At 58.0% G+C, this 14999-nt stretch carries 19 protein-coding genes and 1 other RNA gene; 9 read left to right on the top strand and 11 right to left on the bottom strand.

The window, feature by feature from the left end; translation table 11 throughout:
- Nucleotide 1: 1 nt before the first annotated feature.
- The 3 genes from BSK21_RS08605 to BSK21_RS08595 are packed head-to-tail and all read right to left on the bottom strand — an operon-like array spanning nucleotide 2 to nucleotide 1906.
- On the bottom strand, nucleotides 2–880 hold the full coding sequence (locus BSK21_RS08605; RefSeq protein WP_067546098.1) for a 5-bromo-4-chloroindolyl phosphate hydrolysis family protein: 879 nt from the start codon (nucleotides 878–880) through the stop codon (nucleotides 2–4).
- Nucleotides 880–1059: a hypothetical protein gene (locus BSK21_RS08600; RefSeq protein ID WP_067546093.1), complete on the bottom strand. Its 180-nt coding sequence runs from the start codon at nucleotides 1057–1059 to the stop codon at nucleotides 880–882. Before BSK21_RS08600 ends, BSK21_RS08605 begins: the two co-directional genes overlap by 1 nt.
- Nucleotides 1060–1099: 40 nt before the next feature.
- Nucleotides 1100–1906, bottom strand: a complete 807-nt coding sequence (locus tag BSK21_RS08595; protein ID WP_067546090.1) for a pseudouridine synthase — start codon at nucleotides 1904–1906, stop codon at nucleotides 1100–1102.
- 166 nt (nucleotides 1907–2072) lie between these two features.
- Here BSK21_RS08595 and BSK21_RS08590 point away from each other — a divergent pair, with 166 nt between their 5' ends.
- Nucleotides 2073–2522, top strand: a complete 450-nt coding sequence (locus BSK21_RS08590; protein WP_067546619.1) for a nucleoside deaminase — start codon at nucleotides 2073–2075, stop codon at nucleotides 2520–2522.
- Here the strand turns inward: BSK21_RS08590 and BSK21_RS08585 are convergent.
- The 5 genes from BSK21_RS08585 to BSK21_RS08565 all read right to left on the bottom strand — a co-directional run bounded on the left by BSK21_RS08585 (nucleotide 2519) and on the right by BSK21_RS08565 (nucleotide 7297).
- Nucleotides 2519–3172: an N-acetylmuramoyl-L-alanine amidase gene (locus BSK21_RS08585; protein WP_067546087.1), complete on the bottom strand. Its 654-nt coding sequence runs from the start codon at nucleotides 3170–3172 to the stop codon at nucleotides 2519–2521. The two genes, BSK21_RS08590 and BSK21_RS08585, sit on opposite strands and share 4 nt — an antisense overlap.
- An 8-nt stretch (nucleotides 3173–3180) precedes the next feature.
- Nucleotides 3181–3891 (bottom strand): hypothetical protein, encoded by a 711-nt coding sequence (locus BSK21_RS08580; protein WP_067546084.1) that lies wholly within the window; start codon nucleotides 3889–3891, stop codon nucleotides 3181–3183.
- A gap of 33 nt (nucleotides 3892–3924) precedes the next feature.
- The gene (gene gatA, locus BSK21_RS08575) at nucleotides 3925–5403 is read right to left on the bottom strand and encodes an Asp-tRNA(Asn)/Glu-tRNA(Gln) amidotransferase subunit GatA (protein WP_067546081.1); all 1479 of its coding nucleotides are present in this window, start codon (nucleotides 5401–5403) and stop codon (nucleotides 3925–3927) included.
- Nucleotides 5403–5690, bottom strand: coding sequence for an Asp-tRNA(Asn)/Glu-tRNA(Gln) amidotransferase subunit GatC (gene gatC, locus BSK21_RS08570; protein ID WP_067546079.1), 288 nt, complete (start codon nucleotides 5688–5690; stop codon nucleotides 5403–5405). The genes gatA and gatC overlap by 1 nt, the downstream gene beginning before the upstream one ends.
- A 71-nt stretch (nucleotides 5691–5761) precedes the next feature.
- The gene (locus BSK21_RS08565) at nucleotides 5762–7297 is read right to left on the bottom strand and encodes a deoxyribodipyrimidine photo-lyase (protein ID WP_067546077.1); all 1536 of its coding nucleotides are present in this window, start codon (nucleotides 7295–7297) and stop codon (nucleotides 5762–5764) included.
- A 102-nt stretch (nucleotides 7298–7399) separates the two neighbouring features.
- On the opposite strand from BSK21_RS08565, the gene rnpB reads away from it, so the two are divergent.
- The 3 genes from rnpB to BSK21_RS08550 all read left to right on the top strand — a co-directional run bounded on the left by rnpB (nucleotide 7400) and on the right by BSK21_RS08550 (nucleotide 8640).
- Nucleotides 7400–7770: RNase P RNA component class A (gene rnpB, locus BSK21_RS08560), an RNA gene on the top strand.
- A 124-nt stretch (nucleotides 7771–7894) separates the two neighbouring features.
- A complete protein-coding gene (gene rpmG, locus BSK21_RS08555) occupies nucleotides 7895–8062 on the top strand; it encodes a 50S ribosomal protein L33 (RefSeq protein ID WP_007814563.1) in 168 nt (55 codons plus the stop codon).
- Between the two features lie 62 nt (nucleotides 8063–8124).
- A complete protein-coding gene (locus BSK21_RS08550; protein WP_156529504.1) occupies nucleotides 8125–8640 on the top strand; it encodes a GNAT family N-acetyltransferase in 516 nt (171 codons plus the stop codon).
- On the opposite strand, the gene BSK21_RS08545 is transcribed toward BSK21_RS08550, so the two are convergent.
- Both BSK21_RS08545 and BSK21_RS08540 read right to left on the bottom strand, forming a co-directional pair.
- On the bottom strand, nucleotides 8637–9449 hold the full coding sequence (locus tag BSK21_RS08545) for an inositol monophosphatase family protein (protein WP_067546064.1): 813 nt from the start codon (nucleotides 9447–9449) through the stop codon (nucleotides 8637–8639). The genes BSK21_RS08550 and BSK21_RS08545 overlap by 4 nt on opposite strands.
- 59 nt (nucleotides 9450–9508) lie before the next feature.
- A complete protein-coding gene (locus BSK21_RS08540) occupies nucleotides 9509–9877 on the bottom strand; it encodes a helix-turn-helix domain-containing protein (RefSeq protein WP_067546062.1) in 369 nt (122 codons plus the stop codon).
- 271 nt (nucleotides 9878–10148) lie between these two features.
- On the opposite strand from BSK21_RS08540, the gene BSK21_RS08535 reads away from it, so the two are divergent.
- Nucleotides 10149–11105, top strand: a complete 957-nt coding sequence (locus BSK21_RS08535; RefSeq protein ID WP_067546616.1) for an NADPH:quinone oxidoreductase family protein — start codon at nucleotides 10149–10151, stop codon at nucleotides 11103–11105.
- Here BSK21_RS08535 and BSK21_RS08530 read toward each other — a convergent pair.
- A complete protein-coding gene (locus BSK21_RS08530) occupies nucleotides 11095–11952 on the bottom strand; it encodes a LysR family transcriptional regulator (protein ID WP_067546061.1) in 858 nt (285 codons plus the stop codon). The two genes, BSK21_RS08535 and BSK21_RS08530, sit on opposite strands and share 11 nt — an antisense overlap.
- A 113-nt stretch (nucleotides 11953–12065) precedes the next feature.
- Here BSK21_RS08530 and BSK21_RS08525 point away from each other — a divergent pair, with 113 nt between their 5' ends.
- The 4 genes from BSK21_RS08525 to BSK21_RS08510 all read left to right on the top strand — a co-directional run bounded on the left by BSK21_RS08525 (nucleotide 12066) and on the right by BSK21_RS08510 (nucleotide 14976).
- The gene (locus BSK21_RS08525; RefSeq protein WP_067546060.1) at nucleotides 12066–12293 is read left to right on the top strand and encodes a DUF1127 domain-containing protein; all 228 of its coding nucleotides are present in this window, start codon (nucleotides 12066–12068) and stop codon (nucleotides 12291–12293) included.
- 93 nt (nucleotides 12294–12386) lie between these two features.
- The gene (locus BSK21_RS08520) at nucleotides 12387–13124 is read left to right on the top strand and encodes a Bax inhibitor-1/YccA family protein (RefSeq protein WP_067546058.1); all 738 of its coding nucleotides are present in this window, start codon (nucleotides 12387–12389) and stop codon (nucleotides 13122–13124) included.
- 150 nt (nucleotides 13125–13274) lie between these two features.
- Nucleotides 13275–13586 carry a hypothetical protein gene (locus BSK21_RS08515; RefSeq protein WP_067546057.1) on the top strand — a complete coding sequence of 104 codons (312 nt, stop codon included), beginning with the start codon at nucleotides 13275–13277 and terminating at the stop codon, nucleotides 13584–13586.
- Between the two features lie 58 nt (nucleotides 13587–13644).
- A complete protein-coding gene (locus tag BSK21_RS08510) occupies nucleotides 13645–14976 on the top strand; it encodes an 8-oxoguanine deaminase (RefSeq protein ID WP_067546055.1) in 1332 nt (443 codons plus the stop codon).
- Nucleotides 14977–14999 lie beyond the last annotated feature (23 nt).

Raw genomic sequence — 14999 nt, 5'->3', positions numbered from 1 at the left:
ATTAAAGCGGCTTTACGCCTTCGCGTTGCAGTCTGTCGCGCAACACTTTGATTTCAATATCCATATCGCTGCGATCGTCGGTCAGCATCTTGTCGGTGCGTGCCGCAAAATTCTGTTCGAGGTCGATGAGCAGCTGTTCGTAATCTGCGCGGGCGCTCTGATCGCCCGTTCTCTTGTAAAGGTCTGCAAACTTGGCCGAAGCATCGCGTGCCCCCATCAGATAAACACCCAGATATTTGCGGGCGCCTGTGAGGTCGCGGGGGTCTTCTTCGACGGTGCGGATCATGCGGCGGGCAATGGATTGAAATGTCGCAATCCGACCGTCCAGAGCGCGATCCTTAAGCGTGGAAATGTGGTCAGCCATCGCGGCGAGGTAATCTTCGGCCTCATCTACGACACGGGCAACGCGGTCCTGCTGGAAGTCATCAATCCCTTCCATGCGCTTGTTCTTTAGCGGGTCGAGGCCAAAGGCGACGAGGTAGAGCGCTGTTGCCACGATCCCAAAGGCGGGCGCGGCAAGCACAGGCGATCCACTGCGAATAGAGGCAAGAGCGACCGCGAACCCGATCAGGACAGAGCCAAAAATTTTACGTGGAAGAGCAGGGCGGCGGGCAATGGCGCGAGCGTTATAGGCGGCTTCGGCGCGGAGCCCTTCGCGGGTGAGCCATGCGGAGAGCAACATCAGCGCCGAGGCCGTGAGGCCCACGATCATCAATGTTGCGCCTTCGCGGATTGACAGGAACCCCAACAAGGCTGCTGGAACAAAGAGAACATTCGCACGCGCACCCGCCGCGTCCTTGACCCGATGATCGGGGGCTGCGGGGGCAGAAGGGGACTGCTGGGCCTGTGGGCTGTATTTACCGCCAAATTTCTGCGCCATTACAGACCTCCGATCCAGCCAAAGGTTGTGCCGAAGAGCAGCATAATCAAAAGCGCGAACGCGATGTTCTTAACAGATTTGGGCATTAAAACCTTCCACACGTCATCAGGAGGACTAGCCCCTGCACGCAACATCCGCATGACGTTGCGCGTGTGGTAGCCCCCAAGTTCCCAATACATAACATGGACCCTGCAACTGTCGGTAGCAAGGCCTTGAATGTTAGGGTTTACGTGGCGGACGTGGTTTGCGGGAGCGCACGGGTTTTGGTTTAGGCGTCTCGGTTGGGTTTTGGTCGTTGTCCCAACCCATCTGATCCCGAAGAACGCGGCGTTTCACTTCTTCGACTTCACCCGGTTTGAGGTTGCCTAACTGGAACGGGCCATAGGACACGCGAAGCAAGCGGTTCACAGTGGCGTTGACGGCCATCATCGCCTTACGGATTTCGCGGTTTTTCCCTTCGCGCAGTGCAATGGTGTACCACGCGTTCGCGCCTTGCTGACGGTCAAAGCCAACTTCCATGGGCGCGTATTTGACGCCGTCTACGGTGATACCGCGGCGCAGTGCGTCGATATCGATTTTCGATCCATCGCCTTTTACGCGGACTCGGTAGCGACGCAGCCAGCCCGTTGCGGGCAATTCGAGCTTGCGTTTCAGTTCCCCGTCGTTGGTCAGCAGAAGCAACCCTTCGGAGTTCAAGTCGAGGCGACCCACGCTCATCACGCGTGGCATATCGTCGGGGAGAGCGCCAAAGACCGTATCGCGGCCTTTCTCATCGCGTTCTGTCGTCACAAGGCCAGCGGGCTTGTGGTAAAGCCACAGACGCGCGGGTTCGGGTTCAGACACGGGTTTGCCGTCGACGATAATGCGGTCACTGCTGCTCACGTTCAGGGCAGGGCTGTCGATAACGACCCCGTTCACCTTTACGCGGCCTTCCGCGATCATACGTTCGGCTTCACGTCGGGATGCGACGCCTGCGCGAGAAAGAACTTTGGCGATGCGGTCGCCGTCCGGTGTTTGCGTGCTCATACCCGTCCCATAGCGCCTAAGCGGGTTGCGGCGCAATCATCCCTGAAGGGCAGGTGTGAAAATACTGAGTGGGCAAGGGGGCTCTGCCCCCCTTAGACCCCCCGGGATATTTGCAGCACAAAGGCGGGGGGCTTGCGCATTGCGCGGCGGCGGCACACAAGAGGGTATGACATTCACAAGCTATATGGATCAGGCGCTGGATGAGGCGCGGATGGCTGCAAAGCGCGGCGAAGTGCCTGTGGGCGCTGTGATCGTTGCGCCTGACGGATCGGTCCTGGCGCGCGCAGGGAACCGGACGCGAGAGTTGTCGGATCCCACGGCGCATGCCGAAACGCTGGCCATACGTGAGGCCTGCGCGGTAGTAGGGAGCGAACGGTTGGTCGGGCATGATCTTTATGTGACGCTCGAGCCGTGCCCGATGTGTGCGGCGGTCATCTCGTTTGCGCGGATCGGGCGGCTTTATTATGGGGCGGCTGATCCGAAGTCGGGTGGCGTGGCGCAGGGCCCGCGTGTGTTTTCGCACTCCCAGTGTCATCACGCGCCTGAGGTCTACGATGGCATCGCGGCGCGTGAGGCCGAAGAGATGCTCAAATCGTTCTTTGCGGCAAAGCGTTAGGTCGCGGGGAACCGTTTCGCCAGATCGAGCGCCAGCGCCATGTCTGTTCCGTCGAGCGGTCCTGTGTGATGTGGTCTGTGGCGCAGGCGGAAGGCAGAGAGGCGGGTATCAGCGGGCACCTGCGGATAGCCGATCGTCGTCAGAAGCGCGTCGAAGGTCGCGGGATTGGTGGGCGCTGGCGGGCTTTTTTTGGCACGAATGGCAAGTCCCTGACGCGCCAAGCGGTTCCAGTCGAACCGCGCACCTGGGTCAATTTTGCGTCCTGGGGCGAGGTCAGAGTGGCCGATCACCCGTTCGGGGGGAATCGACCAGCGATCCATGATGCCACAGAGCAGGGTTTCGAGCGCGTCCATTTGAGATGCTGCAAATGGCGCTGTGCCGATATTGGAGAGTTCGATCCCGATGGAGCGAGAGTTCACATCCGTGACGCTGCCCCATGCACCAGCGCCTGCGTGCCATGCGCGATCGGCCTCTTCGACGAGTTGGATCACGTCGCCTTGGGTCGTGATGAGGTAGTGGGCGGAGACTTCGTACTCGGTTGAACACAGCACCCGCTCGGCCGCATCACAATCGGCCATTGCGGTGTAGTGGATCACAACGAGGTCGGGCCGCGCGTTGTCACGTCGCGGCCCGAAATTGGGGGATGTCACCTTGCGGATCAGTTGCCGCTCGAACGAGCTGCGGCGATGTAGGGGGCTGGATCCCAGCCACAAGCAAAGCCGTCGCCATCAGGGTCGAGCCCGCGCGGATCGCGGTCAGGCCCACCACGGGCGAGGAAGTCACGCTGAGCCTCATCTGCGCTGGCGTATTTGGCGCAGTTGCGTAGGAACCGACCTTCGCCAGAGAGCATGAAACGGCTATACCATTCCTGACCTTTGGTGTTAGGCGCGGTGAGCGCGTATTCCACGATGTTCGGACCAGAGGCGACGCGGGTTGGAAGCGCGGTCGGTTGTACCACTTCGTATTGCGAGGCCAGAGCTGCGCGGCGTTCTGCGTCGGACTGGATGGTTTCGCGAGCCGAGACGGCTTCGAAGTCCTGTTCGTCTGACAGGCTCGTGCCGATCAGGGTCGGGGCCGCGTTGCTTGGCGAAGCCTCGACACCTGTGCTACGCACGTAAGTGGCGGTGCCGTCACCAGAGGTTTCAGGCAAAATACCAGCAGAGATCAGCTGACCCGTCGGGATCGCTTGTGATGTGTTTGTGGTCGACGACAGAGATGTCGACTGTACAGGCGCACCCGTCAGCGCGTTTTCACGCTGCCAATCCAAGGGATCACCAAAGCCGGGACCATTGCTGGCCGGAACGGTCTCTCCACATGCGACAAGCACTGAAAGTGCCGATCCAACCAACCACAGTTTATTCACACGCATACCGTGAACCTCTAATCCCAGATTTACCGCCGTTTACCACCACTTCTGGGGCTTGGCTACAAATCCGGTGGACCCTTCGAGAGAATAGGCGATGTTCAGCAGATCCGCCTCTTCCCACGGTTTGCCGATCAGCTGCAGGCCAAGCGGCAGGCCGTTCGCATCCAGTCCCGCAGGGACGGATACACCCGGAAGACCTGCGAGGTTCAGCGTCACGGTGAACACGTCGTTGAGGTACATCTGCACTGGGTCAGCATCCGACACTTCGCCGATGCCAAAGGCGGGCGATGGGGTGGTCGGGGCGAGGATCGCATCAACACCGCTTGCAAACACGTTTTCAAAGTCGCGCTTGATCAGAGTGCGGACCTTGCGGGCGCGATTGTAATAGGCGTCGTAGAAACCAGCCGAGAGCACATAGGTGCCGACCATAATGCGGCGCTGTACTTCGGCGCCGAAGCCTTCGGCGCGGGTTTTCTCGTACATTTCATTGATGCCGTCGCCAGCGCCGAGGGTGGCGCGGTGCCCGAAACGAACACCGTCATAGCGGGCAAGGTTGGACGAGGCCTCAGCAGGGGCAATCACGTAATAGGCAGGAAGCGCGTATTTGGTATGCGGCAGGCTTACGTCAACGACCTTAGCGCCTGCATCACGGAGCAGGTCTGCCCCTTTGTCCCAAAGACCTGCAATCTCAGCGTTCAGGCCGTCCAGACGGTATTCGCGGGGAATACCGATGGTTTTGCCTTTGATGTCGCCAGTGAGGGCAGCTTCGAAATCGGGAACGGCGATGTCTGCGCTGGTGCTGTCGCGCATGTCGTGACCTGACATGGCGGTCAGCATGATCGCAGTATCACGAACCGTTTTGGTCATCGGGCCTGCTTGGTCCAGCGAGGACGCATAGGCGACGATGCCATAGCGCGACACACGTCCATAGGTCGGGCGGATGCCGACGGTGCCAGTAAAGGCAGCAGGCTGACGGATCGAACCACCTGTGTCGGTGCCGATCGCACCGATGCAGAGGTCAGCCGCAACCGCCGACGCCGAACCACCCGAGGACCCACCGGGTGTCAGTTGACGGTCATCGACTTTCCACGGGTTCACGGACGGGCCGTAAGCCGAATGTTCGTTCGATGACCCCATGGCGAATTCGTCCATGTTCGTCTTACCCAGCATAACCGCGCCGTTTTCAAACAGCTTGGTTGTGACGGTGCTGTCGTATTCAGGTTTGAACCCCTTGAGGATGCCCGACGCGGCTTGGGTGTCGACACCTTTGACGCAGAACAAGTCTTTGATCCCGAGAGGGATACCCGACAGGGCAGGTGCATCAGCGTAACCGCGTGCATCCGCTGCTTTGGCCTGTTCCATCGCCAGTTCTGGGGTCTTATGAACCACAGCATTCAGAACGCCTTGGGCGTCGATGGCAGCCAGACAGGCTTCGGTCAGGGCCACAGAAGTTGTTTCGCCTTTTTTCAGCGCATCACGCGCCTCGGCGATGGTGAGTTTGTTCAGATCGGTCATTATTCCACCACCTTCGGCACGGCAAAGAACCCTTCACGCGCATCGGGCGCGTTTTTCAGCACGGCTTGTTGCTGGCTACCATCGGTCACGACGTCGTCGCGGCGTTTCAGGCGTTGTGGTGTGACAGAGGTCATCGGTTCGATGCCGTCTACATCCACTTCTTCCAGTTGCTCGATAAAGCCGAGGATGGCGCTGAATTCTTGCGCCAGTGCGGGCAGTGCGTCTTCTTCCACCTTGATGCGGGCCAGTTTGGCCACGCGGCGGGCGGTATCCGTGTCGATCGACATGGGCCTCTCCGAATATTTGGGTCGTTGTCGCGTTTAACGCCGCAGGCCAGAACCCGCAAGGCTCTCGGGACTTAGAACAGGCTAAGTTGGTCAGGGTTTGCCCGTTTTACCGCTTTTCGTCGGGTCGGTGGGCGCTTCCGACTGCCTAGCTTTTGGTGCACCCCCCGCGCCACATCGCTAAATCCGATGCCGCGTTTGATCGACGTAATTTGATCTTTGGCCGTTTTGGTTGCCGAGGCAAGGTCGACAATAGGCATTGGGTAATCGCGGCCCAGCACAAAATCGGACCGATCCAGAAACGTTTTTTCCCACGTCCAAGGGGTATGAATTGCTTCGTTTGGAAGGTGAGCCAGTTCAGGAATCCATTTCCGGATAAAGCGACCGTCTGGATCGTGCTCTTGGGACTGTTTAATGGGATTATAGACCCGCATCGTATTGATCCCCGTAACCCCCGATTGCATCTGCAGTTGGCTGTAGTGAATGCCCGGCTCATAGTCGGTAAACAGCCGCGCGAGGTGTTGTCCCGTAACCCTCCAGTCGAGCCAGAGTTGGTAACTGGCAAAACTGACCAACATTGCCCTCATGCGAAAGGTGATCCAGCCTGTCGCGGTCAAATTCCGCATGCAGGCATCGACAAAGGGGAAACCTGTGCGTCCTTCGGCCCAGGCCGCGAAATGGGGGTGGCTGTCGTTATGTCGGTCAAGAGCTTCGAACGCAGGATGCATACAGTGTGTCTCAATCGAGGGCTGGTCCTCGATTTTCTGGACGAAATGACACCGCCACGCGAGACGCGATCCAAAGGCGGAGAGATTTCGACTGTAGGACGCCCTATCGACCGTGTTGAGTTGGTTCCGCCATTTGCTGATGGATTGGACGACTTCGCGAACCGACATCGTGCCCCACGCAAGATGGGCCGACATGCGAGAGCAATGATAGTCCGACGCAAGGGGGGAAGAGATATTGCGCAGGTAACCTCGTGACCTGTTTGTCAGAAATGATCTCAGGTCTGCGACGGCGGCACGTCGACCGCCAGTTTGTGTGCTGCCGCTCAGGGGCGGACCGAACATTGGGTCGTCTTTTTGGGGCAGAGGTGCAGAGCGCACATGTGGTGCGGGCGCGAGGCGCTGCGGCTTTGGGATGATTTTATCGGCCATGCGACTGTTGCGGATCGCAGCCCAATCGTCGCGTGAGGCGAGTCGGCGAACAACGCCATTTGATGGCATCTCTTGCAGAGAGATACCCTGAGAACGGCAAAAGCGGATCACGGCTCGGTCACGTTGATAGGTCCAGTCGTTCCCACTCTCCTCGTGACATGAAATGCCAGCGATCCCATGTTCGGCATGCAACTGGGCTAACACGTCGACCGTTGATCCGATACGAATGATCAGTGGCTGGCCGAGCTGGGTGAGATGTTCGTTAAGTTCGCTCAGGCAGTCGTTGACAAAATGCCAGTGTCGACGAGATGCGTCGGGTTGGCGCCATAGGTCAGGTTCGACGATGTACAGCGGCACGATAGGCAGGCCAAGCAGCGATGCCGCATACAGCGGGGCGTGATCCTCGATCCGCAAATCGCGTTTGAACCAAACGACCTGAACTGCTGTTTTCATCGCTACACTTTTGTTGCTTAGAGCGCAGAGCTAGTCTTTGGCGCGCGCTAAGCAACCTTTCCCGTTGACCGATGCCGCAGAACCGCATAGCGACGATGACGCGCGGATGGCTGGATGACCGCGGGCCTTTGGGTCCGAGGAAAGTCCGGACACCAGAAGGCACGGTGCCGGGTAACGCCCGGCGGGGGTAACCCCAGGGAAAGCGCCACAGAGAACAGACTACCCTGCATGCAGGGAAAAGGTGAAACGGTGGAGTAAGAGCCCACCGCGGGACTGGCAACAGGACCGGCACGGCAAGCCCCACCGGGTGCAATGCCAAATAGGGACCTCGCGCCTCTTATGGGGCAGGGACGCCTAACCCCGAGAGGTCCGGGTTGGCAGCTAGAGGCGGTCTGGTAACAGGTCGTCTAGATGAATGGTCATCCAGAGGGGCAACCCTTGGACAAAATCCGGCTTATAGGCTGTCCGCGCATAATCTTTACGTTTCCCGCTACAATAGCGGTTGACTCGGGGGCGGGCGGCTGTAAAAGGCGGGCTTCATACGAATTCACGCGATGTGCCGTTCTGATAACGGCCCGCGATCAGGAGAGATGAGACATGGCGAAGCCGACCACTATCAAAATCCGCCTGAACTCCACCGCGGGTACTGGCCACTTCTACGTTACTAAGAAAAACGCACGCACAATGACCGAAAAAATGGTTGTGCGTAAGTACGACCCGGTTGTTCGCAAGCACGTCGAATACAAAGAAGGCAAGATTAAGTAATCTTACCCTTTGTCTAATCGACATCGATTGTAGACCGCGCGACACCAGCGCGGTCTTTTTCGTTGTATCGTTCTATTATGGGAATTGTGAGGGAATCGGTTCTATCGGACCTTGCTGCGATCACGCGGCTCTGTAACCGTAGCTTTAATCAGCTGCTAACAGACGATTATGCGCCGTCCCTTATCGAACGGGCCGTCCCATATATGGCAAGGCCCCCCGTCGATTTGATCATTCGCGGCCAATATTACGTTTATGAACAGGATGGTGTGATCTACGCCGCTGGCGGGTGGTCTCGTGAAGGGCCTGTTACGTCAAAGACGCCCAAAGGCTATGGCACTGTCAGGATGCTCGTCGCTGACCCAGACCATGTGCGGCACGGTTGTGCCTCCGAAGTTTTCAACCAGATCATCGCGGCAAGCAAACTTGCGGGCCTAAAAGGGCTCTATGGGCCTGCTACGCGGAACTCCGTCGGGTTCTTCCGCAATAAAGGTTTCGTTCTTTCAGGTGACGATATGCTCGACCTCACGGGGGATGGGTCGATTCTGTTTCCTGTGATTTGGCTGAAGCTCGATTTTTAGCCTTCGATGTGTTTGAGGATCGCCAGCGCCTCGGCATGGATCGCAGCATTCGCCGCAGCGATCACACGGCCGCCATCGTGTGCGGGGTTGCCTTGCCAATCGGTAACAACACCACCAGCGGCTTGGATCACGGCGATGGGGGCTTGGATATCATATGGCTGTAGACCCGCCTCGATCACCAGATCAATCTGACCCGCAGCAAGCAGAGCGTAGGCATAGCAATCGCAGCCATAGCGGACCAAACGCGCCTTTGACGCGACAGCGGTGAACCCGTCACGCTCATTGGTGCTGCCAACCTCTGGGAAGGTGGTAAAGACGATCGCTTCAGCCAAGGGACGGGGCGCGCGGGTCGAGAGTAGCGATGTTCCCATCGGACCTGTAACCTCTGCCAGTGTCGGGGCGCCGATGAAACGTTCGCCGATATAGGGCTGATCGATCACGCCAACCACAGGGCCGCTCTCTGGCCCGACGGCGATCAAAACGCCCCACGTCGGCGTGCCGGACAAATAACCCCGGGTGCCGTCAATCGGATCGAGAACCCATGTCAGACCAGTGGTGCCGTCTTTTTTCCCATATTCCTCGCCAAAGATCGCGTCATCGGGGCGTTCGCGAGCCAGAACATCGCGCATGGCGCGCTCTGCGGCGCGGTCGCCTTCGGTTACGGGATCAAAATCGGCGGGACGTTTGTTGTCGGCATCCAGTCCCGCACTGCGGAAGTAACGCAGGGTTTCGGGACGCGCCGCATCGGCAAGCAAATGGGCGACCCTGATCAGATCGCCCACAGTAGCTGTATCAATTGTATTCGACATGACGCGTCCCCTTTATTCCGCTTCTGCGGTAACGCGGGCTGCGCCTATCGGTCAAGTGCTCAGGCGGCAGCGTCGCTTAGCACGCGGGCCAGATCGAACAAACGACGGCGCTGTGCTTCGGGGATCGCATAGTACGACCGCAGAAGTTCCAGTGCTTCTTTGTCCGACAGAATGTCGTTGGGCATGTTGCCTTCAGAGACCGGAGCATTGCTTTCCAGACCTTCAAAGAAGAACGACACATCGACGCCCAGCGCATGGGCGATGTCCCAAAGACGGGATGCGGAAACGCGGTTCATACCGGTTTCATACTTCTGGATCTGCTGAAACTTGATGCCGACTTTTTCGGCAAGCTGCTGCTGCGTGGTGCCGATCATCCAACGACGATGCCGGACACGTTTACCGACATGGATATCAACGGGATGGCTCATAGGGTTTCCTCTCGGGTTTTCGCCTAGCACTCACACTTCGCACTGTTGCCCCATCAACAGTCGAAGGCCGTTACCGTGCGCGACGATTTTTTGTTTTGACGCCTGATAATAAACACGTAACGGTTGCGTTTTGAACCTGACCTTTAGGACAGGTTGTGCCGCTCTTTCGCTCAGTGACTGTGCGATAGTCCACACCAACGCACATGTTGGCGAGAAGGATTTGATCCTTTAGGCTATGGAAAAAGCCGTTAACTTCAAGGAGTCCCGCCGTATGAAAGCCTTCCAAGTCGTCGATTTTGACAGCCCCGCCCAGTTGGTCGAGATCGACGTGCCGCAACCAGCGGCTGGAGAGGTCTCTTTGCGGATAGAAGCCTGTGGGTTGAATTTTGCCGACATGCTGATGACCAAGGGCAAATATCAGGACACGCCAAAACCGCCGTTCACTCTGGGGCTAGAGGTCTGCGGCGTGGTGACAGAACAGGGTGAGGGTGTCACTTGGCCAAAGGTCGGTCAGCGCGTGGCCGTTTTTGGCGGGCAGGGCGGTTTGGCAGAGCACGGCGTCTTTTCTGCGGACCGCTGTATTGCGGTGCCCGATGCGATGCCCTCGACCGAAGCGGCAGGGTTCATGGTGGCCTATGGCACCTCACACCTCGCGCTCACGCGGCGGGGACGGCTAAAGGCAGGCGAGACGCTCGTTGTCTTGGGTGCTGCGGGTGGCGTTGGTCTGACAGCGGTCGAGATCGGCAAACAACTCGGCGCGCGGGTGATTGCGGTGGCGCGTGGGGCCGAGAAGCTGGCGGTGGCAAAGGCGGCAGGCGCAGATCATTTGATCGACGCGGATGCCGATTTAGCGGCAGAGCTAAAGGCGCTGGGCGGCATTGATGTGGCTTATGACGCGGTCGGGGGCGACAGCTTTACAGCCGCGCTTAAGGCCGCAAAACGCGAAGCTCGGCTCTTGGCAATCGGGTTTGCCAGTGGGGATGTGCCGCAGGTGCCTGCCAACCACCTTCTGGTCAAAAACGTCGACGTGATTGGCGTCTACTGGGGCGGGTATCTGAAATTCGCACCTGAGGCCCTGACCGAAAGCCTTGCTGAATTGCTCGATTGGTATGCGCAGGGGCGACTAAAGCCACATGTGAGCCATGTCCTTCCTCTGGATCAAGCGGCGGAGGGGATAGACCTGCTCGCCTCTCGCAAATCTACGGGTAAAGTGGTTATCACGCTGTAACGCTGTAGGCTTTGGTCAGAAGGTCCGCGAGGCTAGGGATCACCGGCGAATTGCGGCCCTTTTGGATGTAGAGGTTGATGTTCGTCACAGGCAGATCGGGCAGGGCGCCATTGTGGTCGATCTCGGCCAATTGCGGCGGCTCTGTCCCTTTGAGCATTGTATGAATAGCGAGGTCAGCGGCAACGGTCGCCTCGGCTGTTCGCGTGGAATCCGTATCAAGAGCCATTTCCCACGGCAGGTTCGCCGTGTCCAAACTGCGCTGGGCGATCTGGCGGAAAATACAGTGTGCTTCATGTGCCAACCGCAGCGGGCGATTGCGATAGGCAGTTCCATCGGGCGCGCCGATCCAAACCAGAGGCACTGACCGCAATAGCGTTGCATCCTCAGGCGTTCCGTATTCGGTGGTCAGCAGCACGTCGATCTCGTGCCGTTCGAACTGTTCTTTCATCTGTTTGGTGTAGGACGAAATCAGCCGCACCTGCATCCGTGGGAAATCCATTGAAAATTGACGCAGAACAGGCGGCAGCACGGGATAGACGATGTCATGTGGCACGCCCAAGGTGATCTCTCCCTCGTAGCTGTCAGCCGTCAAACGGCCCAAGGCCTCGTCGTTGAGGTCGAGCATTTTTCGCGCATAGCCGAGCAGTTGTTCGCCTTCTGAAGTCGGTCGAATGGTGCGCTCTGACCGATCCAAGAGCGATAGCCCCAGATTTTCCTCAAGCCGTTTGAGTTGCATCGAAACGGCCGATTGCGTCAGGTTCAGTAGGGTCGCCGCGCGGGTCACACCTCCCGTTTCCGCAACAGTGGCAAAGGCGCGTAGGGCAGTTAGGTCGAGATTTCGGGCCATGATCACAATCCGTGATGGTTTGCTTCAAATACATTCATTTTCATAATGCAATTCTGGCGTGCATTATCAAGGGAAATGATGAACCCCATGCTTGTATCACGAAAGGAAATGATATGTCTGACCTTTGCTGTAACTCGGCCCTCCTAGAGAACCGCTCTGCATTCCGTCGGTTTTGGAGCGTTATCTTCCGTGCCATTGGTCTGCGACGGAGCCGTCGCCAGCTACGTGCTCTCGATGATCATATGCTGGCCGATATCGGTGTGACGCGTCGGGATGCGATGGCCGAGGCGCAGCGCCCCGTTTGGGACGCGCAAGATCATTGGACACGTTCGACATTTTGATCGGGCATAAAGCCTTGAATCCTCGCAGCTCCATGCCAATATGGTATCCAAAGCCCCATTGGGGCACCACCACAGCTACTCTTGGAGGATTTTATGGCTGATTTCCGCACGATGCGCGCCAATGCCGGTGTCCGCACCGCTGCCATTGACGAGGGTCTTCGTACCCACATGAACAAAGTCTATGCGACGATGTCTGTCGGCACCTTGCTGACCTTTATCGTTGCTTGGGCCTTCGGGACGAGCGATGCGCTCTTCTCGATCCTGCGTGACCCGCGGACCCTGCAGCCCAACATTCTGGGCTGGATCGTTATGTTCGCGCCGCTGGGCATGGTGTTCTTCTTTGGCGCTGCGTTGAATCGCCTGTCGGCTGCTGGTGCGCAGCTTTACTTCTACGCCTACGCAGCCGTCATGGGCCTGTCGATGTCGTGGATCTTTATGGCCTTCACAGGCGTATCGATCGCGCAGGTGTTCTTGATCACATCGATCGCCTTCGCGGGTTTGTCGCTGGTTGGCTACACCACCAAAAAAGACCTGAGCGGCATGGGTTCGTTCCTTGTGATGGGCGTGATCGGCCTTCTGGTTGCGATGATCGTCAACATGTTCCTGCAGTCGCCTGCGATTGCATATGCAGTGTCGATCCTCGGCGTTCTGATCTTTGCTGGTCTGACCGCTTATGACACCCAGAAAATCAAAAACGATTACATCCAGCACGCGTATGCGATGGATCAGGAATGGCTCGGCAAGGCCGCTATCATGGGCGCGCTGAACCTCTACCTCGATTTCATCAACATGTTCATGTTCTTGCTGCAACTTTTCGGCAATCGCGATTAATCGCAACTGAACACAACACACTCAAAGGCCGCCTCAGGGTGGCCTTTTCGTTTGGATAGGTCCGACAATCATTTGGTTAAACGTGGTGCAAATTCAGGTTGAAGTGTCGTTGATGGAGGCAGATCACCAGCCAAGGACTCGCACGGCACGATGTTTTACAGATTTTATGCCATCAAATTTGGGTCCCAGCCGACGTCTAAACTCGCGGCTGCGTTTTTTACCGAGTCCTTGGAAAAAGACGGTGATCGTCTACCGATCCTGACCGCAGAAATCCTGTTTGACGCAGAAGGGAGCATTATTCTCCAAGTCGGCTGCGCCTCGGTGAATGATATGAACAAGTTCACCCGTTATGGCGATGCGCTGATTGAACAACTGCGGCACAGTTTTACGTGCAAGGTCGAAAAATATTCGACGATCTCGGTGTTCAAATATGAACGCCAGAACACGCCCGTTGCTCTTTAAGACTGACGGGTCTGACAAAGCACTGTAGACTGGGGCGGACACTCCAGACGGGCCAAACATGACACAGACACTGATCAAAGGCGCGACCATCCTGACGATGGATGATGATGCGCGTGAATTCACCGGCGATGTTTTGATTGATGGCGGTGTGATCACCGCAGTTGGTCCGGATTTGCCGCACGGGGACGCGAAGGTCGTCCATGCTGACGGCTGCCTTCTGACGCCCGGATTGGTGAATACGCACCACCACCTTTATCAAACCTTGACCCGAGCGGTTCCGGGTGGACAGGACGCGTTGCTCTTTGGGTGGCTGAAGACGCTCTATCCGATCTGGTCGCGGTTTGGCCCTGAGGAAATGTATGTCTCGGCCTCGATCGGACTCGCTGAACTGGCGCTGTCGGGCTGCACCCTGACCTCGGATCATCTCTACCTTTATCCGAACGGGTCGCGGCTCGATGACACCATCGCAGCGGCCCAAGACATCGGGATGCGGTTCCACCCCACTCGCGGTGCGATGAGCATTGGCGAAAGCAACGGTGGCTTGCCGCCCGATAGCCTCGTTGAACAGGAACCCGCAATCCTAGAAGACTGCATTCGCGTTGTGGACACCTTCCACGATGCCCGCGACGGGGCGATGGTTCGTGTGGGGATTGCGCCCTGTTCGCCGTTCTCTGTCACGCGTGATTTGATGCGGGATGCGGCGATCCTCGCGCGAGATAAGGGCGTGATGCTGCATACGCACCTTGCCGAAAACGACGAGGATATTGCCTATAGCCTTGAAATGTTTGGCTGCCGTCCGGGGCAATATGCCGAAGACCTCGGGTGGACGGGGTCGGACGTGTGGCACGCGCATTGTGTGAAGCTTGACGGGTCAGAGATCGACATGTTCGCCCGTTCGCGCACGGGCGTCGCCCATTGCCCCTGTTCGAACTGCCGCCTTGGGTCGGGGATCGCGCCGCTTCGCGATATGCGGGATGCAGGCGTGCCTGTAGGTCTTGGCGTTGATGGATCGGCGAGCAATGATGCGGGCAATCTGATTGCCGAGGCGCGTCAGGCGATGCTCCTCCAGCGGGTTGCGCGTGGAGCAGATGCCATGTCCTCGCGCGAGGCGCTTTGGATCGCGACACGCGGCGGCGCAGAGGTTCTGGGCCGTCACGACTGCGGACAAATCGCCGTTGGTAAGCGGGCCGACATTGCGATCTGGGATATGAATGGGATTGAGGCTGCAGGAAGCTGGGATAAGGCTGCGATTTTGCTTGCAGGGCCAACTCGTGTTAAGGAACTCTTTGTAGAAGGGCGGCAGATTGTTCAGGGCGGCCATTTGGTGTCGATTGACCTTGAACAGATGATCGGACGGCAAAACCGTTTGGCGAAGGCGCTCATTCAATAAACGAAACGGCTTTGGGGGCATTG

This window comes from Marivivens sp. JLT3646, assembly GCF_001908835.1.
GTDB lineage: Bacteria > Pseudomonadota > Alphaproteobacteria > Rhodobacterales > Rhodobacteraceae > Marivivens > Marivivens geojensis.
The sequence above is the reverse complement of the archived record's forward strand: the minus strand, read 5'-3'. Positions and strand labels throughout refer to the sequence as shown.